This is a genomic window from Pseudomonas sp. efr-133-TYG-23 (assembly GCF_030209215.1).
Lineage (GTDB): Bacteria > Pseudomonadota > Gammaproteobacteria > Pseudomonadales > Pseudomonadaceae > Aquipseudomonas > Aquipseudomonas rhodesiae.
Window position 1 is genome coordinate 16,403 of the sequence record NZ_JARVSL010000005.1, and the last position, 20,216, is coordinate 36,618.

At 64.5% G+C, this 20,216-nt stretch carries 15 protein-coding genes; 10 read left to right on the plus strand and 5 right to left on the minus strand.

Going from position 1 to position 20,216, the window contains the following annotated elements; genetic code table 11:
* Positions 1 to 2: 2 nt before the first annotated feature.
* The 10 genes from QRN41_RS02625 to QRN41_RS02670 all read left to right on the plus strand — a co-directional run bounded on the left by QRN41_RS02625 (position 3) and on the right by QRN41_RS02670 (position 14,258).
* Positions 3 to 1,292, plus strand: coding sequence for a DotU family type VI secretion system protein (locus QRN41_RS02625; protein WP_285421134.1), 1,290 nt, complete (start codon positions 3 to 5; stop codon positions 1,290 to 1,292).
* Positions 1,289 to 4,789 carry a type VI secretion system membrane subunit TssM gene (tssM, locus tag QRN41_RS02630; protein WP_285421135.1) on the plus strand — a complete coding sequence of 1,167 codons (3,501 nt, stop codon included), beginning with the start codon at positions 1,289 to 1,291 and terminating at the stop codon, positions 4,787 to 4,789. The genes QRN41_RS02625 and tssM overlap by 4 nt, the downstream gene beginning before the upstream one ends.
* On the plus strand, positions 4,786 to 5,439 hold the full coding sequence (tagF, locus tag QRN41_RS02635; RefSeq protein WP_034115463.1) for a type VI secretion system-associated protein TagF: 654 nt from the start codon (positions 4,786 to 4,788) through the stop codon (positions 5,437 to 5,439). Before tssM ends, tagF begins: the two co-directional genes overlap by 4 nt.
* Complete coding sequence (locus tag QRN41_RS02640) at positions 5,440 to 6,159, plus strand: PP2C family protein-serine/threonine phosphatase (protein ID WP_034115462.1); 720 nt, start codon at positions 5,440 to 5,442, stop codon at positions 6,157 to 6,159. It begins immediately after the preceding gene.
* Entirely contained in the window at positions 6,156 to 9,158 is a 3,003-nt protein-coding gene (locus QRN41_RS02645) for a serine/threonine-protein kinase (RefSeq protein WP_285421136.1), read from the plus strand. Before QRN41_RS02640 ends, QRN41_RS02645 begins: the two co-directional genes overlap by 4 nt.
* Positions 9,158 to 9,862 carry an ABC transporter ATP-binding protein gene (locus tag QRN41_RS02650; RefSeq protein WP_285421162.1) on the plus strand — a complete coding sequence of 235 codons (705 nt, stop codon included), beginning with the start codon at positions 9,158 to 9,160 and terminating at the stop codon, positions 9,860 to 9,862. Before QRN41_RS02645 ends, QRN41_RS02650 begins: the two co-directional genes overlap by 1 nt.
* Positions 9,862 to 11,046, plus strand: coding sequence for an ABC transporter permease family protein (locus tag QRN41_RS02655; RefSeq protein ID WP_034115459.1), 1,185 nt, complete (start codon positions 9,862 to 9,864; stop codon positions 11,044 to 11,046). Before QRN41_RS02650 ends, QRN41_RS02655 begins: the two co-directional genes overlap by 1 nt.
* Positions 11,039 to 12,751: a formylglycine-generating enzyme family protein gene (locus tag QRN41_RS02660; RefSeq protein WP_167416950.1), complete on the plus strand. Its 1,713-nt coding sequence runs from the start codon at positions 11,039 to 11,041 to the stop codon at positions 12,749 to 12,751. Before QRN41_RS02655 ends, QRN41_RS02660 begins: the two co-directional genes overlap by 8 nt.
* 84 nt (positions 12,752 to 12,835) lie before the next feature.
* Complete coding sequence (gene tagQ / locus QRN41_RS02665) at positions 12,836 to 13,759, plus strand: type VI secretion system-associated lipoprotein TagQ (protein WP_167416951.1); 924 nt, start codon at positions 12,836 to 12,838, stop codon at positions 13,757 to 13,759.
* 124 nt (positions 13,760 to 13,883) lie between these two features.
* On the plus strand, positions 13,884 to 14,258 hold the full coding sequence (locus QRN41_RS02670) for a hypothetical protein (RefSeq protein ID WP_003195530.1): 375 nt from the start codon (positions 13,884 to 13,886) through the stop codon (positions 14,256 to 14,258).
* A 115-nt stretch (positions 14,259 to 14,373) separates the two neighbouring features.
* Here QRN41_RS02670 and QRN41_RS02675 read toward each other — a convergent pair whose 3' ends face one another.
* The 5 genes from QRN41_RS02675 to exbD form a co-directional block, all read right to left on the minus strand.
* A complete protein-coding gene (locus QRN41_RS02675; RefSeq protein WP_034115456.1) occupies positions 14,374 to 15,774 on the minus strand; it encodes an aminoacyl-tRNA deacylase and HDOD domain-containing protein in 1,401 nt (466 codons plus the stop codon).
* Between the two features lie 117 nt (positions 15,775 to 15,891).
* Positions 15,892 to 17,967, minus strand: a complete 2,076-nt coding sequence (gene recG, locus QRN41_RS02680) for an ATP-dependent DNA helicase RecG (RefSeq protein WP_034101491.1) — start codon at positions 17,965 to 17,967, stop codon at positions 15,892 to 15,894.
* 8 nt (positions 17,968 to 17,975) lie between these two features.
* The gene (locus QRN41_RS02685; protein ID WP_034101490.1) at positions 17,976 to 18,896 is read right to left on the minus strand and encodes a hydrogen peroxide-inducible genes activator; all 921 of its coding nucleotides are present in this window, start codon (positions 18,894 to 18,896) and stop codon (positions 17,976 to 17,978) included.
* A 142-nt stretch (positions 18,897 to 19,038) separates the two neighbouring features.
* Complete coding sequence (locus QRN41_RS02690) at positions 19,039 to 19,791, minus strand: TonB family protein (RefSeq protein ID WP_034101489.1); 753 nt, start codon at positions 19,789 to 19,791, stop codon at positions 19,039 to 19,041.
* Positions 19,788 to 20,213, minus strand: coding sequence for a TonB system transport protein ExbD (exbD, locus tag QRN41_RS02695; protein ID WP_017526806.1), 426 nt, complete (start codon positions 20,211 to 20,213; stop codon positions 19,788 to 19,790). The genes QRN41_RS02690 and exbD overlap by 4 nt, the downstream gene beginning before the upstream one ends.
* Positions 20,214 to 20,216: the final 3 nt, after the last annotated feature.

Genomic DNA, 20,216 nt, shown 5'->3' on the forward strand with positions numbered 1-20,216 from the left:
CGATGCATCCCAATGATGACGACCGCACCCAGTTCATGCCGCGCCCGGGTGGCCGTGCGCCGGAACCCGCGCGTGCAGAGCCCGCGCCTTTGTCAGTGCCCGCCGCGCCGATGCTCACCGGCAAGAGCCAGGGCCTCAACCCGCTGGAAAGCGCCGCCGGCCCGCTGCTGGCATTGCTGACGCGGCTGCGCAACACCATCGCCCACCCGGCGCCGGCCAGCCTGCGCGCGCAACTGTTGGCCTACCTGCGCCAGTTCGAAGAACGTGCCGAGGCCGCCGGCGTGGCGCGCAACGAAGTGCTGCTGGCGCGCTATGCGTTGTGTACCGCCCTGGATGAGGCGGTGCTGAGCACGCCGTGGGGCAGCACCAGCGAGTGGGGCAAGCAGAGCCTATTGATCACCGTGCATAACGAAGCCTGGGGCGGCGAAAAAGTCTTCCAGTTGCTCGACCATTGCCTGCAAAGCCCTCGGGAACGCTTGTACCTGCTGGAGTTGCTGTACCTGTGCATGTGCCTGGGTTTCGAAGGTCGCTACCGCGTGATGAACGACGGCCGCAGCCAGTTGGAAGCCCTGCGCGAGCGCACCGCTGCGGCGATTCGCAGCGCCCGTGGCGAGCACGAGCGCGAGTTGTCGCCGCATTGGCGCGGCGTGACCGTGGCGCGAGATCGCCTGGCGCAATTTATGCCGCCGTGGATCGCCGTGGCCATCGGCCTGGCGCTGCTGCTGGCGCTGCTGTTCGTCTTGCGCATGCTGCTGGCGGGCCAGGCCGAGCCGGTGTTCAAGAATATCCATGCCCTGGGCGAGATCCCGGTGCAGAGCATCGACCGCCCTGTGGCGCAGCCGAAGGTCATCGAACGCCCGCGCCTGGCCGGCTTCCTGGTGGACGACATCAAGGCTGGCCGGGTGGCGGTGGAAGATGCCGTCGACCGCTCGGTGGTGACAATCCGTGGCGACGAACTCTTTGCGTCCGCCAGCTCCAGCATTGTCGATGACTACCAGCCGTTGATGCTGCGCATCGCCGACGCCATCCGCAAGGTCAAGGGCCAGGTGCGCGTGACCGGGCACAGCGATAACCGCCCGATTGCCACGCTGCGCTTCCCATCCAACTGGGCGCTGTCTGAAGCGCGGGCCAAGTCGGTACTGGAGATCCTTGCGGCCAAGACCGGCCAGGCCGAGCGCTTCAGCGCCGAGGGCCGCAGCGACACTGAGCCGGTGGCCACCAACGCCACCGCCGAAGGCCGTGCCCGCAATCGTCGGGTTGAAATCACCGTATTGGCGGAGGGCGTCGAGTGAAGGCGTTTTTCAGTTTTATGATTCGCTGGGTGATCCCGGTACTGGGCCTGATCGCCCTGAGCCTGATCATCTGGTTTGTCGGGCCGTTGCTCGACGTGCTGGTGCCGCAGGGGCGCCGCTGGGCATTGATCGTCCTGATGTTCGCGGTGTGGATCGCCTATCGCGTGTTCCGCATTATCCAGGCGCGCCGCCAGGCCGCCGAAGTGATGCGCAGCCTGGCGGCGGACGCCCCGGTGGACCCCAACAGCGTGGCCACCGCCGAAGAACTCGCCACCCTGCGCCAGCGCATGGACGAGGCCCTGGCGCTGCTCAAGAAAGCCAAACTTGGCGGCGACGAGCGGCGCAACCTCTACGAACTGCCGTGGTACGTGATCATCGGCCCGCCGGGTTCGGGCAAGACCACCGCACTGGTCAACTCCGGCCTGCACTTCCCGCTGGCCGCGCAGCTGGGCGCCGGGGCGGTGCGTGGCGTCGGCGGTACGCGTAACTGCGACTGGTGGTTCACCGACCAGGCCGTATTGCTCGACACCGCCGGCCGCTACACCACCCAGGACAGCAACTCGACGGTGGATAAAGCCGCGTGGCTGGGCTTTCTCGACCTGCTGAAAAAACAACGCTCGCGCCGCCCCATCGACGGCGCATTCATTGCGATCAGCCTTTCGGATTTGCTGCTCGGCACCGACGCCGAGCGCGCCGCCCACGCGGCGGCGATTCGCCTGCGGATCCAGGAGCTGTACACGCAATTGGGCGTGCGGTTCCCGATCTACCTGATGTTGACCAAACTCGATTTGGTCCCCGGCTTCATGGAGTTTTTCGACAACCTGAGCAAGGAAGAGCGCGCCCAGGTGTGGGGCATGACCTTCGCCCTGGACGACGGCAAAAGCGCCGACAGCCCGCTGGCGCATCTGCAAAGCGAGTTCGCCGGCCTGGAACAGCGCCTCAACGAACGCTTGGTGGAACGCCTGCAACAGGAGCGCGATCCGGCGCGGCGCGACCTGATCTACGGCTTCCCGCAGCAATTCGGGGCCTTGAAGGATTGCCTGCAGAGCTTCCTCGAAGGTGTGTTCAAACCCAACGCGTTTGAAGAGCGTGTGTTGCTGCGCGGCGTGTATTTCACCAGCGGCACCCAGGAAGGCAGCCCTATCGACCGCCTGATCGGCGCCATGGCCCAGAGCATGAACCTGGACCGCCAGCACTTGGCGCGCCAGAGTGGCACCGGGCGCAGCTACTTCATCGAAAAACTGTTCACCGCCGTCGCCTTTGCCGAACGTGGCCTGGTGGGCGTCAATCCCAAGGTCGAGCGGCGTCGCAAGTGGATCGCGCGCGGTGTCCTCGCGGCCACCGTGGCCCTGGTGGTGGTGGTCAGCGGCCTGTGGTGGGTCAGTTATCGCGCCAACCAGGCTTATATCGCTCAGGTCGACCAGAAGGTCGCGCCCCTGGGCCAGACCGTGCAAAACCTCAGCCCGGCACAGCGCGACGTGCTTGCGGTGCTGCCGCTGCTCAATGCGGTGAAGAACCTGGCGGGGGATTCGCCGAGTTGGTCCGAGGGCCTGGGGCTGTATCAGGGCGACATGCTCGAAGCCGAGTCCGCCAGCGTCTACCGCAAATTGTTGATTGCCGTATTCGCCCCGCGACTGGTGACGCGCATCGAGGAACAACTGCACGGCGGCGGCAATTCCGACTTCCTCTACGAAGGCCTCAAGGCCTACCTGATGCTCGCCGACAGCGAGCACTACGACCCGGACTTCATCAAGGCGTGGATCGCCCTGGACTGGGACCGCAACCTGCCACGGGACCTGCCGGCCGATCAGCGCCAGGCGCTGACCGGGCACTTGCAGGCCCTGTTCGAACGCCATCCGCCGAACGCACGCCTGGACCCGCGGCTGATTGACGACCTGCGTCGTCAATTGCAACAACTGCCGGTGGCGCAGCGTGTGTATGACCGGGTCAAGCGCCAGAAACTGCCCGACGGTATCCCGGACTTTCGCATCAACGAAGCCGCCGGGCGTGATGCCGCGCTGGTGTTCAGCCGCAAGAGCGGCAAGCCTCTGGGCGAGCCGTTGAGTGGGTTCTTTACCGCCAAGGGTTATCGTCAGGCCTTCCTGCTGAGCAGCTTGAACCAGACCGGCACCCTCGCCGAAGAACAGTGGGTGCTGGGCCACGAACAGGCCGATCAACAGAACGTGGTGAGCCTGGCCGCCGATGTGCGGCGCCTGTATTTCCAGGACTACCAGCGCCAATGGGACGCCTTGCTGGCGGACATCGACTTTGTGCCGATCACCAGCGTGGCCCAGGCCGCCGACGTGCTGCGGGTGATCTCCGGCCCGACGTCGCCACTGAAAAAACTGCTGGTGGCGGTGGCCAAGGAAACCGATCTGCAAGCCGAAGAACGCCAACTGGCCGCCAAAGGGGTGCCGGTCGAAGGCGGCGTCGACAAGCTCAAGGAACGCCTCGGCAGCCTGTTGGGCCAGGAGCAAGCTACGGCCAACGCGCCGGCGGCGACGGACGATCCAGTCACTGCGCACTTTGCCGAACTCAACAGCATCGTCAGCAAGAATGAAGGCGAACCGGCGGCCATCGACGGCCTGCTGGCGGACATGAATGCGCTGTATGTGCAGGTCAGCGCCATGGTCGGCGCCAGCGGCGATGCGTTGCTCGGCGAGGCGAAGAACCAGGCGGCGGCTGCGGCCACACGGGTCAGCCTGAATGCCGAGCGCCAGCCGCCGCTGGTGCAGGGCATGGTCAAGTCGGTGGTCAATTCCACCACCAACAGCATGATGGGCGGGGTGCGTAACCAACTGAACGCGGCGTGGGTCAGCGAAGTGGTCAACGTGTACCGCCAGTCGCTGGCCGGGCGTTACCCGATGTCGCCGGGCAGCGCACGGGACGCCACCCTGGATGACTTCGGCCAGTTCTTCGGCGTGGGCGGGGTGATGGACAACTACTTCCGCAAATACCTGCAACCCTATGTGGACACCTCCGCGCAGACCTGGCGCTGGCAGCCGGGCGCGGCGCAGAAACTGGGGATCGCGCCGGGCGTGCTGCAAACCTTCCAGCGTGCCGCGACGATTCGCGATGCGTTCTTCCGCTCTGGCGGCACCCAACCGATTGTGCGGTTCGAGCTTAAACCGGTGTCGATGGACCCGAGCATCACCCAATTCCTGCTCGACCTCGACGGCCAGCAACTGAGCTACGACCATGGCCCGAGCCGCCCGGTGGCGATGCAATGGCCGAACCCGGGCAGCATTGGCGTGGTGCGTATTTCCATCATGCCGCCATCGGCCAGTGGCCGTTCGGGCGTGACCCTCGACGGCCCGTGGGCGTGGTTCCGCCTGCTGGAACAGTCGGACCTGACCCCCGGCAACTCGCCGGACCGTTTCAACCTGCGCCTGCGGGTCGACGGTGCGAGCATCGCGTACGAGCTGCGCGCCAACAGTGCCTTCAACCCGTTCAAGAGCCGCGTGCTCAGCGGCTTCAGCCTGCCGGAGCGGCTATGACGACGTTGGGTTTCTACGGCAAATTGGCCAGCCGTGGCGATTTCGTCAGCCGCGCTTTGCCCCAGAGTTTTATCGGCCCGTGGGACAGCTGGCTGGCGGCGGGGTTGCTCGCCAGCCAGAACAGCCTGGGCGGTGACTGGCTCAATGCGTACCTGGTCAGCCCGCTGTGGCGCTTTGTGCTGGCGCCGGGTGTGTGCGGGCCGGACGCCGCCGCAGGTGTGGTGATGCCGAGCATTGACAGGGTCGGGCGGTATTTCCCGCTGGCAGTGGTGGCGCTGCTGGATCACGACACCAACCCCGCCTCGCTGGTGGGGGGGCCGGACGCCTGGTTCGAGCAGGCCGAGCAGTTGCTGCTCGGCACCCTGGACAGCGGCGCAACCTTCGAAGGCTTCAACGAGGGCCTAGACCGCTTGGGCGTGCCGACCACCGAACCGCGTGCGCTCGACAGCCGCTTTGCGGGCTTGCAACGCGTCGCCGCGACCGTGCCCCAAGGGCGACTGGCCGCGCTGGCCGAACAGGCCTGCGAGGGCGCTAGCCTGTGGTGGGGCCGAGGCTCGCAACAGATTTCTCCTGGTTTATTGCGGTGTCAGGGCCTGCCTGCCGCCAGCGATTTTGCGCAGTTTTTGCTCGGACAAGAAGGTGTGGTGTAGATGGGGTCGACGTACAAATCCGCGAGCAAAAGCCATGTGGGCATGGTGCGCCAGGTCAACGAAGACGCCTGCCTGGACCTGCCGGAGAACCGCCTGTGGGTGGTGGCCGACGGCATGGGCGGGCATGCGGCGGGGGATTATGTCAGCAGCTTGATCGTCGACAGCCTGCGCAATGTGCCGCTGGGGCGCTCGCTGGATGAATACACGGCGGCGCTGCGCAATGATTTGGTGCGCATCAACGCCGCCGTGCGCGAAGAGACCGCCCACCGTGGCGTGACCATGATGGGCAGCACCGTGGTGCTCCTCGCCGCTCGTGGGCTGCGTGGCGTATGCCTGTGGGCCGGCGACAGTCGCCTGTATCGTCTGCGCGACGGCGTGCTCGAAGGCATTTCCCGCGACCACAGCTACGTGCAAGACCTGCAAGACAGCGGCCTGCTCAGCGAAGCCGAAGCCCGTGTGCATCCGCGCGCCAACATCGTCACCCGCGCCATCGGCGTGGAAGCGCACCTGAACCTGGCGACAGTCGACCTGTTAATCGCCCCAGGGGACACCTACCTGCTGTGCAGCGACGGCCTCAACAAAACCGTCGAAGACCATGAGATCCGTGAAGTGCTCGGCCATGACACGCCGGATGAAATCGTGCGCAGCCTGGTGCACCTGGGCCTTAACCGCGGCGCCCCGGACAACATCACCGCCATCGTCGTGAAGGTATCGGCATGAACATCCTGATTCCGGGTTATGACATCGAAGGCGAGATCGGCGAAGGCGCCATGGCCAGCGTGTACCTGGCGACCCAGCGCTCGCTGGAGCGCAAGGTGGCGTTGAAGGTAATGGCAGCGGCCCTGGCGGCCGACCCGAGCTTCTGCGAGCGTTTCCTGCGCGAGGGCAAGACCCTGGCGCGCCTGTCCCACCCCCACACCGTGACCATCCATGACATCGGCAATGTCGGTGAGCTGTACTACATGGCCATGGAATACCTGCCCAACGGCACGCTCAAGGAGCGCATCGCCGCCGGCATGACGCCTGAGCAGGGCGTGACGTTGATTCGCCAGATTGCTTCGGCCTTGGGTTACGCCCATGCCCAGGGCCTGGTGCACCGCGACGTCAAACCGGCGAACATCCTGTTCCGCGCCGATGGTACGGCGGTGTTGTCCGACTTCGGCATCGCCAAGTCCCTGGACGACCGCACCCAATTCACCCAGGCCGGTTTCGCCGTGGGCACCCCGAGCTACATGAGCCCGGAGCAGGCGCGCGGCCAGGAGATCGACGGGCGTGCCGACCTCTACGCCCTCGGCGTGGTGCTGTATGAAATTCTGGTGGGCGAGCTGCCGTACAACGGCACCGATGCGCTTTCCACCGCCCTGGCCCACCTGACCGAACCGTTGCCGGAATTGCCGGTGCATCACGGCCGCTATCAAGGCGTGTTGCGCAAGTTGCTGGCCAAAGACCCCGCCGACCGTTTCCCGGATGCGGCGGCGTTGCTGCTGGCGCTGGACCAACTGCCGGCGGATTCGCCGGAAGCCACGCTGGTGCGGCCGGTGGCTCTGCCGCTCAGTTTCGACCTGGCGGGGATGACGCCGGAATCCATCGAGATTCCTACCGGCAAACCAGAGCCACAGCCCACGCCGCCGCCAGCGCGTCAGCCGGTGGTCACCCCGACCCAGCACGGCGAGCAACGGCGCGGACCGGTATTGGCATTGGCGGCCGTGGCGGTCGCGGTGGCATTGGCCATCGGCGGCGGCAGTTATTGGTGGATGAGTCGCAGCGATACGCCAGTGCCGCCGCCCACCGCCAGCCAGCCGAAACCGCCACAAACGCCGACTGCGCCGCCAGAGGTCAAACCGGCAGTGGCCGAAGCGGACGGCGGCGGCCGCCCGTTGCTGATGGCGGGCAAGAAAACCTTGTTCCAGCGCGTGCTGAGCAAGCCCGGCGCGAAACTCTCCAGCGACGCCGGCAGTGCGCCGGGCAAGGCGCTGCCGGCGTTCTCCGTGCTGTACGTGTACCAGCGTAAAGACGTGGGTGGCCAACCGTGGGTGCGCGTCGGCGCCGCCACCGATGGTCGCAGCGACGGTTGGTTACCGGCCACTCAGGTCAGCGACTGGAAGCAGAGCCTGGTGCTCAAGTTCACCGAACGCTCGGGCCGCGCACCGGTGATGTTCCTGCGTCAATCCGGCGAAGTGGAGAAATTGCTCGCCGACCCCGCCGCCGCCAAAAACGTGCTGGCCAAGGCGCAGAAAAATAGTGAAGACAACGGCCAGGTGCTGGCCTTGGAACCGGCCGCCAGCGCGGTGCCGCAGAACCAGTTTTATCTGCTGCCGATCTTCGATTCCAAAGAAAGCTTCGACGAAAACGGCCAGCCGGTGCAGTTGCTTAACGTAGCGTCCATCGACCCCGGCAGCAGCCCCGTGGCCAAGCCCGCAACGCCGGTACTCAACGCCAATGCCGATGCGTTCCGCACGGCCGTGGTGTTGGTGGTGGACACCACTGTGTCGATGCAGCCGTATATCGACCAGGTCCGCGACGTGGTACACGAACTGCAAACCCGCATCGCCGAACGTGGCGAGCTGGACAGCGTGAGCTTCGGGTTGGTGGGCTTCCGAAACAGCATCAAGAAAACCCCTGGCCTGGAATACGTGGCCAAAACCTTGATCACCCTCGATCAGGGCCGCGACCCACAACGCTTTCTCGACATGGCGCGCCAGGTCAAAGCCTCGACGGTCTCCAGCCACTCGTTCAACGAAGATGCGTTTGCCGGGGTAATGCAGGCCGTCGAAGGCATGGACTGGTCCGGCTACGGCGGGCGCATCATCCTGTTGGTGACCGATGCCGGCGCGCTGCGCAAGAACGACCCGTTCGCCGCCACCCAGATGAACGAAGCCGAAGTGCGCCAGGCTGCGTTGGGCAAGCAGATCAAAATCTACGCCTTGCACCTGCGCACCGACGCCGGCAAGAAAACCCACGCCGGCGCCGAAAGCCAATACCGCATTCTTACCGCCGACGCCAACCCACAGATCGGCGACCTCTACACGCCGGTGCCGGGCGGCGACGTACGCAAACTGGGCGAGCGAGTGGATGAGATCGGCACGGTGTTCGCCAACCTCGTTCACCAAGTGCGCAGCAACACACCGCAAGCGGTGCCGACGCTCAGCTCGGCACCAAGCCTGGCGGATAAATCCGCAGCGGTCGGTTATGCGATGCACATGGACTTCCTCGGTCGCAAAACTGCGAGCCAGGCGCCGCAACTGGTCAGCGCCTGGACCGCCGACCGCGACCTGACCAACCCGGCGCTGCCGGCGTTCCAAGTGTGCGTGATGCTGACCAAGCTGCAGCTCAACGATTTGCAGCAATCGCTCAAGCTGATCGTCGACGCCGCGCGCAAAACCCAGACCTCACCCAAGGACTTCTTCCAGGAAATCGCCAGCGCCTCGGCCTACATGAGCCGCGACCCGCAGGCCCTGCGCAAGGGCGGCAACCTGGCCGACGGCGGCATCCTCGGCGAATACCTGGAGGGCCTGCCGTACCGCAGCAAGTCGCTGAACATGACCCAGGATTTGTGGTTGTCGCTGAGCGTGGCCGAGCAGGAAGACTTTATCGACGAGTTGGATTCGAAAATCCGCCTCTACGAAACCTTCCACAACGACGTGGCCAACTGGGTCCGTTTCGGCGATGCCGAGCCGGGCGACGCGTTGTACCGCGTGCCCTTGTCGACGCTGCCGTGATGCTGAACCTGAGCGCCGTGCACAAGAGCCGGGGCGCCGGTAGCCAGCGCTACAGCCTGGTGATCCCGGCGCTGCACCTGCGTGCGGGCGAGCAAGTGGCGATAGTCGGGCCCAGCGGCTGTGGCAAAAGCACCTTGCTGGACCTGCTCGCACTGGTGCTGGCGCCGGATCAGGTAGGCCGCTTTGAATTCAATCAACAGGACATTGCCGGGCTGTGGCGCGCCGATCAGCAATCGACCTTGGCCCGGTTGCGCAGTCAGCACCTGGGTTACGTGTTGCAAACCGGCGGGCTACTGGGGTTTCTGGATGTGCGCGGCAATATCGCGTTGTCCCGCCAGCTACTTGGCCTGAAGGATGACGGCAGCGTGGCGCGCCTGGCCGACCAATTGGAAATCAGCGATCAGTTGGGCAAGAAGCCTTTGGCGTTGTCGGTGGGCCAGCGCCAGCGCGTCAGCTGTGCCCGTGCCTTGGCCCATGCGCCGCAACTGGTATTGGCGGACGAACCCACGGCGTCCCTCGATCCATTGAATGCCGAGCGGGTCATGCACGCCTTGCTGGCTCAGGCCCGTGAACATCGCGCCGCCTGTGTGATCGCCACCCACGATGAGCCGTTGGCTCGCGCCAGTGGCTTGCAGGTTCGACGCATCCATTGCCGACGCGATAGCGACGGTGGCGTCACGGCGACGCTGGGGGAGGCCGGTTGATGCGCATCCCTCTGGTGGCGTCGCTCGCCTGGCAGGACTACCGCAACGACGCGTGGCTGTCGGCCTGCTCGGTGCTGGCGTTGGTGGCGGTGATCGCACCGTTGCTGGTGTTATTCGGCCTGAAATTTGGACTGGTCAGCAGTTTGACCGAACGTTTGGAGACGGACCCCGCCACCCGTGAAATTATTCCGCTGGGCGGTGGTCGATTCAGCAGCGCGTTTATCGAGCAACTGGGTCAACGGCCGGACGTGGCGTTCGCCATCCCGCGCACGCGGCAGATTGCGGCCACGGCGCAGGTGGGCACGTTGGTGCTGGAGATGCTGCCGACCGCGCCGGGCGATCCGCTGCTCGGCGGCTTGCCGGTGCCTAAGGGGCTGGAGCAGATCGTCCTGAGCCACACCGCCGCCGAGAAACTCGCGGCACGGCCCGGTGACTGGCTGGAGACCCGTTTCGCGCGGCAAGTGGCCGGGCGTGTCGAGGCGCGTGATACACGGTTGCAGGTGCTGGCGGTGTTGCCCCTGGAAGCGTTCGCCCGGGACGGACTGTTCGCCGGGCTGGGCTTGCTCGAAGCGGCGGAAGACTATCGCGACGGCCGTGCGGTGCCGGCGCTGGGGTGGGACGGTGAGGCGGCAGGCGTGGGTGAGCAGCGCGTCTACCCGGCGTTTCGTTTGTATGCGCGCGGCCTCAACGATGTGGAGCCGTTACGAGTGTTTTTTGCGAGACAGAACATGCTGGTGTCGACCCAGGCGTTGAGCATTGCACAGGTGCAATCCTTGAGTCGCAACCTGTCGATTGTGTTCTGGATCATCGCCGGGTTGGCATTGGCCGGAGCGTTCGCGGCGATTTTCGCCGGTGCCCTGGCCGCGGTGGCGCGCAAGCGTCGAGAATTGTCGGTGCTGCGCCTGCTGGGGTTTTCCACCGGTGCGCTGTTGCTGTTTGTGGTGTTGCAGGCGCTGTACAGCGCGGGGTTTGCCGCCGTGTTCAGCGCCGGGTTATACGGCCTGGCCGAGGCAGGGTTGAATCAATTATTCGTGCAGGTGCCGGGCGAACACGCCAGTCATCTGTTGGCGCATCACTATGGCTTGGCCCTGGTGGCCGTGCTCGGCGTCAGCGCCGTGGCGGCGGCCTGTGGCGGTTGGCGGGTGGCGCGTATCCAGGCTTCTGAAGGGATCAGAGATGTATAAGTTATTGGGCGCCTGTGTGGCGCTGAGCCTGGCCTCCCTGGCCTGGGCCGATGAAGCCAGCGACAAGCTGGACAACCCCAAACCGTTGCCGGATGACGTGAGCCTGCCGCTGCCCTGCGAAGGCAACATGGTGTTCCGCTACGCCTACGTGCTGGCCCAGGGCACTCTCGATGACCGTGAGATCAGCCTCGGTTACCCCTTCAGCGAAGGCGAAGCCGGTTACCAGCAGTCGTTTATCTCCGGCTACCGTCGCGACTTCATCAACGGTCAGTTCACCCTCAAAGACCTGCCCAAGGACTGGAGCAAAGTCATCACGCCGTTGATGCCCAAGACCGACGCCAAAACGCCGCTCAAACCGATGCTGTATTTCATCGGTAAGTACGAAGTGACCGCGCGCCAATACGCTCAGGTGATGGCCCAGGCGCAATCCCTGGCCAGCGGTGAGCCGGCCCCGGCCTGTGACGCGCCGACCGGCATGGCCGCGCGTTTGCCCAAGGTGAAGTTGTCGCGGTTTGAGGCCGAGCGGTTCTCGGCGGTGTACAGCGCCTGGCTGCTCAAATATCACCGGGATGCGCTGCCGGTCAGTGGTCGCGGCTCGTCCGAGGACGATGGCGGTGTGGGCTTTGTACGCCTACCCACCGAAGTGGAGTGGGAATTCGCCGCCCGCGGCGCCCAGGCCGTGAGCCGTCAGGACCTGGAAGGGCGGCTGTTCCCGCGTCGCACCGAAGGCAGCGACAGTGACGGCCCGCTGGGCGACTACGCTGTCTTCAACCAAGTGGCCGGCGGTACTGGCCAGGCCGCGCGGTTGATGCCCATCGGCACCAAACTGCCCAACCCGATCGGCATGTTCGATGTGATTGGCAACGCTGCGGAAATGGTCCAGGAATCCTTCCAGCTGGTCCACGCCGGCCGCCGCCAGGGCACCTATGGCGGGTTTGTGGTCAAGGGCGGTAATTACCTGGAAGGCGAGGGCACGTTGTTCACCGGCATGCGCCGTGAGTACCCATTGTTCGCCGCCGACGGCACCGAGCAAAGCAACGAGACCACCGGTTTCCGCGTGGCGATTGGCGCACTGTCGGCGCCGCGCTCGCGCTACAAGGAGCTGTTTGCGCAGTGGCAGAAAGAAGGTCGCCTGGCCTCGCTGACCGATGCCATCGACGACGCTCAGGACCCGACCAAGCGCCTGGACAGCATTATCGCCGCCAGCGTCGACCCCAAGCTGCAAGCCGAATTGGGCCTGGTCAACGAGGAACTCAAACGCAACGTATCGCTGATCGCTCAACAGCGCGAAGAAGCGGCGGGTAACCTGATCCAGTCGGCGGCCCTGGTGGCCGAGACCATCAGCAACTACAACATTCGGCTGATCAACTTGCAGAAGAGTCGGCAGCAGGCCTTGGACAACAAAGACGAAGCCAGCGCGCAGTTGTTTGCCACGGCCATCCAGAACGGTCGCAGCGCGCTCGACGGCGCGGTAGCGATCTATATCGACAACCTGGCCACCGGCACCCGCTATACCGATGCGGTGATCCAGGCGCAGTTTCAACGGATCAAGGAAGAGTTGGATCGCAAACCGGTGCTCGGCAAGAGCCTGGTGACGCGCGCAACACTGTTCGTTCGCCATGTCGGCAACTACCGCAAGCAACAGCGGGCCGACCCGGCAACGATCTTGAAGGAATTGCTCGCAGCGAGCGGTCAGCGGTCTTGATCGTTGGCTGTATGGCGAGCTTGGAAGGGACTCAGGCGGCATCGGCCGTGCTGGGCAAGTCAAACTTAGAAGAGAACACAACTTATGCTTTTTTCCCGTAAGGCGGTTTCCAAGCGTCACTTGCTGCTGATCGCAGCCGGTTTCAGCACCGTACTGACCGGTTGCGCCACGTCGCCGGCCTCCAAGGTCGCGTCGAGCACCAAGGTCGAGTACTACCCAAGCTGCTACGAGCCGGTCCAGCACCTGCGTGCCACCGATTCGGACATGACCAAGTCGGTCGTTACCGGCGCGGCCATCGGCGCTGCCGGCGGTGCCCTGCTGGGCGTGTTGAGCGGCGACAAGGACAAGCGCGGCCGTAACGCCGCCATCGGCGCGGCGGGCGGTGCCCTGGCCGGCGGCGCGGCGGGTTACTACACCGAGCGTCAGAAGCAGATTGCCGACGACAACCAGCGCATTGCGTCCTACGCGGCCGACGTCAACAAGAGCGTGTCCGACATCGATCGCAGCACCGCCTACGCCAAAGCCTCGCAGCAGTGCTACCAGAGCGCGTTCACCAAGCTGGTGGCCGATCGCAAAGCCAAGACCGTCAACGACACCGAAGGCCGCAAGCGCCTGGCGGAAATCGTCGCCGGCCTGAAGGAATCCAACGACCTGATCGTAGCGGTCAATGGCAAAGCCGCCGAAGACCTGAACAACTACACCCAGGCTTATGAGAAAGACCTGCAACAGGTCGGTGTACAGCGTAACGACGTGGTGACCGTGGCCACCGCCGATACCACTCCGGTGGTTGCTCCGACCAAGGGCAAAAAGGCTGTGAAACCGGCCAAGAAGCCAGTGCTGCCGGTGGTGCCGAAAGAAGCTGTCGCTACCGAGAAAACCCTGCAGACCGCGCAGACCAAGCAAGCTGAAAGCAAGCAGGTCGCCAGCGCCGGTAAGGCACAGATCGAAGGCACCTGCCGCGATCCAAACCTGGCCGACTGGGCACCGGTCCCTTGCCCTAACGTTTAAGCAACATGTTGCTATAAGCGTTAAACGCCAGCCGATCTCCCGCTAAAGCGCGAGATCGGTGGCGTTCTTCCGGCAAATCGCTACACTGCTGCGGCCACTCAATAATTACACCGAGGCCGTGTGCATGAAATTTCGTCTTCTCCTGTGGGTGCTGGGCCTGATGATGGGCAAAGCCAGCCGCACCAACCCTGCCTTTCAGCAACAACTGGGTGATAAAGACCTGGCGTTCCAGTTGCAGACCCTCGACGGCAAGGTTGCCCGTCATTTCATCGTCAAAGATCAGCGCATCACCAGCCGCTCGGGTGTTCACCCCGCGCCGGCGTTTGCCATTGCCTTTAAAGATGCCGCCTACGGCTTCGCCACGATGCAGGCGAAAAACAAGCAACTGGCGTTTATGACGGGGATTCAGGACAAGTCGATCCAGATCAAGGGCAACCCGGCGCTGGTGATCTGGTTCCAGGGGCTGACGAAGTACTTGAAGCCGAAGAAAAAGAAGTAGGGCTTTTCAGCTAGACCGAGTTGGATTTATCGGGGGCAAGCCCCCTCCCACATTTGGAATGCATTCCCATGTGGGAGGGGGCTTGCCCCCGATTGCTATCTGACAGGCGCCACACTCAGCCCTGAGTGAATTGCGAGGCCAATTCGCGCAGCAAAACTTCGGCGTCCAGCACCTTACCCACCACTTCGTCAGCTTTGTCCCGGCTCAAGCCCAGACGCTCAAGCAGTGCATCCGGGATCGCTTCGTCCGGTCCGGAACCGATCCCACGGCTGCGCAGCAGGCGAACGGCCAGGCACACCAGGTTCGGGTACTCGGCGTAGTTACCGTCGTAGGTCGGGTCGTGCTGGAAGCGCAGGGCGGTGGACAATTCGTCCGGCATGTCCCAATAACGCATCAACCAGGCGCCGATCTGCTCGCGGCTGATGCCCAGCAAGTGCTGTTCCACATAGCTGTGGCACAGGTGTGGGTTGACCTCCAAGTGGCGGCAGATCAGCGAGAAGTGCGGCGGGAACACATGGGCCAGCAACAGGTAGCCAAAGTTGTGCAGCAGGCCGGCGAGGTACGTCAGGCCCGCTTCCGGGCGCTGGGCGCGGGGCATGGCGCGGGTCAGGCCCTCGATCACGGCCGCGGTGTAGATCGACTGGTGCCAGTACGGCGTGGCCTGTTGCGGATGGTCCTTGGGCAGGCTCAAGGTTTTGCCCAGGGCCAAGCCCAGCGCCAGGTTGATCACCAGGTCGAACCCCAGCACGCGCACGATGGCGTCTTCCACGGAGCGGATCTTGCCCGGCGACGCGTAGTACGGCGACGCCGCCCAGCTCACCACCTGCGCCGCCAGCGCCGGGTCGGTTTCCACCACGCCGGTGATGTCGTCGATGGTGGCGTTGGGGTCGACCCGCAGCTTGATGATCTTCTGCGCAGTGTCGGCCAGCGGCGGAATTTCGATGGTCGCTTCCAGGCGCTGCTGGATACGGCGAGCGGTGAACGCCTGCATCGCCTGGGTGATTTCCTCGCGGTCATCATTAGGGCGGTCGAGGTTCGGGCGGATATTGCTCAACGGCTCGCCGAATTGCGCGGCGCTGGCCTTGGTGAGCATCGTCTTGAAGGCATCAGTGGGGATTTCCAGCAGCAGCCCGGCTTCGCCCGAATGCACCAACAGGCTCGGCTCGTTGAGCAGGCTGCCTTCGTACAGGCATGGCGAACTGGTGAGCGGCGGCAGGCCCGGCAGCAGTTTCAGGTCGTGCTTGTCCAGCATGCGCTTGATGCGATCCGGCGCCACGGCGGTCAGGCGACGCCCAGTGAGTTCGGCGAGGCGGTTGAGGTCCAGCAGTTGGTTCTGGGGAAACAGCACCATCAGTGCGCCCACCGCGTCTTCCAACAGCACGGCCTGCACCTTTTGCGCAGGATTCAGGCCCGGTTGTTCGGCGACTTCCGTGTAGCTGACGGCAAGCTTGGCGAGCAGAGCGCGGATAACCGGCGGGGCGGCCAGCGGGGCTGTGGCGTGGGCAACTTCTGACATGGCCTGATCCAATTTCGTACAGTCACCGAAGTATAACCAGCTTGATACAAGTGTTGGTCGGATAAGTGCTTTTTGTGACCCGGTTGGGGATCCGCGACGCCTTTTGCTTCGGCTGCGTCAAACCTGGCCGTATTGCTGACCGTGCCGCAGCCAGCGATCCAACAGCGGACTGACATGATCCGGCCAGCGCTCCAGCAGCGCTTGCGCCGCATCGCGGACGGCAGGCAGCAGGTCGGCGTCGCGCATCAGGTCGGCCACTTTGAACTGCAACAGGCCGGTCTGGCGCGTGCCGAGCATTTCACCGGGGCCGCGTAGTTCGAGGTCTTTTTCGGCGATGACAAAACCGTCGTTGGTTTCGCGCATGATGCCCAGGCGCTGGCGGCCGATCTGCGATAGCGGTGGGTGGTATAGCAGCACGCAGTGGCTGGCGGCGCTGCCTCGACCGACGCGGCCGCGCAGTTGGTGCAATTGCGCCAGGCCCAGGCGTTCGGGGTTTTCGATAATCATCAGGCTGGCGTTGGGCACGTCCACGCCGACTTCGATCACCGTAGTGGCCACCAGCAGTTGCAGGTTGCCGGCCTTGAATTCGGCCATCACCGCCGCTTTTTCCGCGGGCTTCATACGACCATGGATCAGCCCGACCTTGAGTTCGCCCAGGGCGCTGGTGAGGTCTTCATAGGTGGTTTCGGCGGCCTGGCAGGTCAGCTCTTCGGACTCTTCGATCAGCGTACAGACCCAGTACGCCTGGCGCCCTTCGGCGCACGCGCCGCGCACGCGCTCGATCACCTCGACCCGCCGCGTATCGGTGACCAGCACGGTGTTGACCGGGGTGCGACCCGGCGGCAATTCGTCGAGGATCGAGGTGTCGAGGTCGGCGTAAGCGCTCATCGCCAGAGTGCGCGGGATCGGCGTGGCAGTCATGATCAGTTGGTGCGGGCTCATACGTCCGCCCACGCCTTTCTGGCGCAGGGCCAGGCGTTGCTGCACGCCGAAGCGGTGTTGTTCGTCGATGATCACCAGCGCCAGGTTCTTGAACTGCACTTCGTCTTGAAACAGCGCGTGGGTGCCCACCACCATGGGGGCGCCGGCGGCGATCTGCTCCAGGGCGGCTACGCGGTTCTTGCCTTTGAGCTTGCCCGCCAGCCACGCCACTTCCAGGCCCAGCGGTTCGAGCCAGCGCTTGAAGGTGATGAAATGCTGCTCGGCTAGAATCTCGGTAGGCGCCATCAGCGCCACCTGGTAACCGGCCTCCAGGGCTTGCAGCGCGGCGAGGGCGGCGACCACGGTCTTGCCTGCGCCGACGTCGCCCTGGATCAGGCGCAGCATGGGTTCGTGCTGACTCAGGTCGTAGGCGATTTCGTTGCCTACGCGCTGCTGGGCGCCGGTCGGCGTAAAGCCGAGATTGGCCAGGTATTGCGCGGGCAGACGCGTGGCCTTGGGCATCGCCGGCGCGCGCAGGGAGCGCATGCTTTCGCGCAGGCGTTGCTGGGACAGTTGGTGAGTCAGCAACTCTTCAAAGGCCAGGCGGTGCTGGGCCCAGTGATGACCCAGGGCCAGCTCGTCCACGTCGGCATCGGCGGGGGGGTGATGCAGGTAGCGAATCGCATCGGCCAGTGGCGCCAACTGGTAATCGCGGGCCAACTCCAAGGGCAGCCAGTCGGGCAGGCTGGTGGGGCCGAGCATGGACAGCGTCTGCATGCACAACTGGCGCAGGCGCTGTTGAGTCAGGCCTTCGGTGAGCGGGTAGATCGGGGTGAGGGTGGTATCTACCGGTGGCGGTTCGTCGCCGGTGATGGCGCGGTATTCCGGGTGGTAGATCTCCAGGCCCGACGCGCCGGGCCGGGCCTCACCGTAGCAGCGCACGCGGGTGCCGCGCTTGAGGCCCTCTTTCTGCGCATTGCTGAAGTGGTAGAAACGCAGGCTCAGGCCGCCGGTACCGTCCTGCAAGCGCACCACCAGGCTGCGGCGCTTGCCCATCACCACATCGGCACCGCTGACGGTGCCTTCGATCACCGCATCCTGCCCAGGGCGCAAGTGGCCGATGGGCACCACGCGGGTGCGGTCCTGATAGCGCAGGGGCAGGTGGAACAGCACGTCCTGGAGGTTCTCCAGGCCGACCTTGGCCAACTTCTCGGCCATGGCCTCACCGACACCCTTGAGTGCCGTCACCGACACCTGCGACAGCTCAGTCATACGGTTACTTAGCTCGCCGCAGTCGGCTTGGCCACCGAGCACAGGCGGATGGAGTCGGCGAGAATCTCAATCGCCTTGGGCCTTGGGAAGCTGGCGCGCCAGGCGATGGCCACCGTGCGGAACGGCACCGGCGGTGTAAGCGGGCGTACTTCGATTACGCCGGGGGCGTAGTGATGGCTGTCCACCGCCGACAGCGGCAGGATCGAGATGCCCAGGCCCGAGGCGACCATGTGACGGATGGTTTCCAGGGAGCTGGACTCCACGGTGGTGTGCTTGGCGCCGTCGTTGCCCTTGGTGAGGGTCGGGCAGGCTTCCAGCACCTGATCGCGGAAGCAGTGGCCTTCACCGAGCAGCAGCAGGCTCTTGTCGTTGAGCAGGGCAGCGTCGATGCTGGCTTTTTTGGTCCACGGGTGCGAGGCGGGCATCAGCACCTGGAACGGCTCGTCGTAGAGCGCCAGGGTGAGCACATCCGCTTCGTTGAACGGCAGGGCGATGATGATCGCATCCAGCTCGCCGTTGCGCAGTTTGTCGCGCAGTACGTGGGTGAAGTTCTCTTCGATATACAACGGCATCTGCGGCGCGACGCGGTGCAGTTGCGGAATCAAGTGCGGGAACAGGTATGGGCCGACGGTGTAGATGGCTCCGACCTTGAGCGGCGCGGTCAGTTGGTTCTTGCCGGCCTGGGCCAGTTCGCGAATGCTTTGCGCCTGCTCCAGCACCTTCTGGGCCTGGGCGACGATGCCTTCGCCTACTGGCGTGAGGCGCACGGCGCTCTTGCTGCGCTCGAAAATCAGCACACCGAGTTCGTCTTCAAGCTTTTTCACGCCCACCGACAGCGTCGGCTGGCTGACATGGCAGCGCTCGGCCGCATGGCCAAAGTGTTGCTCTTGGGCGAGGGTCACGATGTAGCGTAATTCTGTAAGAGTCATAGCGGGCGTCCATGAGGTTGCGGGCCAAGCATACCGGCTGCAATCGATAGACGCACGTTATCAGAAGTTTGTTAGGGATTGAGTGGGAACTGCTGAGGATTTTGCTGAAAGTGACGAGGGTTACCCCTCGCCACACTCATGTTCAGCGGCGACGCTTTTCGATGTTGTACACGAACGGTGCAACGATCTCGATGCTGCCGCTCTTGACCATATCGGCCGGCGGTTTGGGCAGCGGTTGGGCACGACGGATCATGTCCAGGGTGGCGCGGTCCAGGTCGGCGTTGCCGGAAAGGCCCACCAGCTCGTAGGACAGCACATTGCCTTCGGCATCGACCACGAACTTCAGGCGGTTCAGACCTTCCTTGCCTCGGGCCTGGGCGCCTGGCGGATACTTCTTGTACTTCTGCAAGTGGGCCAGCAACGTGCCTTCCCAAGACGCCTTGGCCGCCAGCTGTTGTGGCGACGGCCCTGGTGCAGGCTGTGCCGATTTCTGCGGTGGCGCTTGGGTCGGCGGCGTATCGCTCGGTGGCTCCTCGGAAGGTTTTTCCTTGGGCGGCTCGGGCTTTTTCTCCACCGGCTTGGGCGGCTGGGGTTTAGGCTTGGGCTTGACCGGCTTGGGCACCTGGATCGTTGGCTTGGGCGCCTCGGCCATTTTTGGCAGCGGCAGCTCTTCCACCGGGGCGGGCGGCTGCGGCGGCGTCACCACCTTCGGCGGGGCCGGAGGCGGTGGCGGTGCGGGAGCAGGCGCCAGGTCGATGACCATGGCTGCCGGCGGCAACTGCACCGTGCGCGGCGCCGACCAGTGGAGTGCGATGGCAATCGCGATGGCATGCACGCCCAGTACGACGGCGAGGCTGGTGCCATAACGCGTCAGTTTGTGGCGCGTCGTGATCATTTCTTGGCTGCCGTCTCAAGTCCAACCAGGCCAACCTTGAGGTAGCCGGCCGCCCGCAGGGCATCCATCACACTCATCAGATCGCCGTAGTCCACGCCTTTGTCGGCTTGGAAGAAGATCGTCGTGTCCTTCTTGCCTTGGGTCTTGGCGTCGAGCACCGGGCCCAGGGTTTCGGTTTTGACTTCTTCTTCGCCCAGGAACAGACGTTGATCCGCCTTGACGCTGAGGAAGATCGGTTTTTCCGGCCGTGGCGCCGGTTTGGCGCTGGAGGCGGGCAGGTCGACCTTGATGTCTACGGTGGCCAACGGTGCGGCCACCATGAAGATGATCAGCAGCACCAGCATCACGTCGATAAACGGCGTGACGTTGATTTCGTGGTTCTCGACGAGTTCGTCGTCGCCTTGATTCAAATGCAGGCCCATGGC

Coding starts and splice junctions, on each gene's coding strand:
- QRN41_RS02625 (WP_285421134.1), top strand. CDS start 3: ATGCATCCCAATGATGACGACCGCACCCAGTTCATGCCGCGCCCGGGT.
- QRN41_RS02655 (WP_034115459.1), top strand. CDS start 9,862: ATGCGCATCCCTCTGGTGGCGTCGCTCGCCTGGCAGGACTACCGCAAC.
- QRN41_RS02660 (WP_167416950.1), top strand. CDS start 11,039: ATGTATAAGTTATTGGGCGCCTGTGTGGCGCTGAGCCTGGCCTCCCTG.
- QRN41_RS02685 (WP_034101490.1), bottom strand. CDS start 18,896: ATGACTCTTACAGAATTACGCTACATCGTGACCCTCGCCCAAGAGCAA.
- recG (WP_034101491.1), bottom strand. CDS start 17,967: ATGACTGAGCTGTCGCAGGTGTCGGTGACGGCACTCAAGGGTGTCGGT.
- QRN41_RS02670 (WP_003195530.1), top strand. CDS start 13,884: ATGAAATTTCGTCTTCTCCTGTGGGTGCTGGGCCTGATGATGGGCAAA.
- exbD (WP_017526806.1), bottom strand. CDS start 20,213: ATGGGCCTGCATTTGAATCAAGGCGACGACGAACTCGTCGAGAACCAC.
- QRN41_RS02675 (WP_034115456.1), bottom strand. CDS start 15,774: ATGTCAGAAGTTGCCCACGCCACAGCCCCGCTGGCCGCCCCGCCGGTT.
- QRN41_RS02645 (WP_285421136.1), top strand. CDS start 6,156: ATGAACATCCTGATTCCGGGTTATGACATCGAAGGCGAGATCGGCGAA.
- QRN41_RS02650 (WP_285421162.1), top strand. CDS start 9,158: ATGCTGAACCTGAGCGCCGTGCACAAGAGCCGGGGCGCCGGTAGCCAG.
- QRN41_RS02690 (WP_034101489.1), bottom strand. CDS start 19,791: ATGATCACGACGCGCCACAAACTGACGCGTTATGGCACCAGCCTCGCC.
- tagQ (WP_167416951.1), top strand. CDS start 12,836: ATGCTTTTTTCCCGTAAGGCGGTTTCCAAGCGTCACTTGCTGCTGATC.
- tagF (WP_034115463.1), top strand. CDS start 4,786: ATGACGACGTTGGGTTTCTACGGCAAATTGGCCAGCCGTGGCGATTTC.
- QRN41_RS02640 (WP_034115462.1), top strand. CDS start 5,440: ATGGGGTCGACGTACAAATCCGCGAGCAAAAGCCATGTGGGCATGGTG.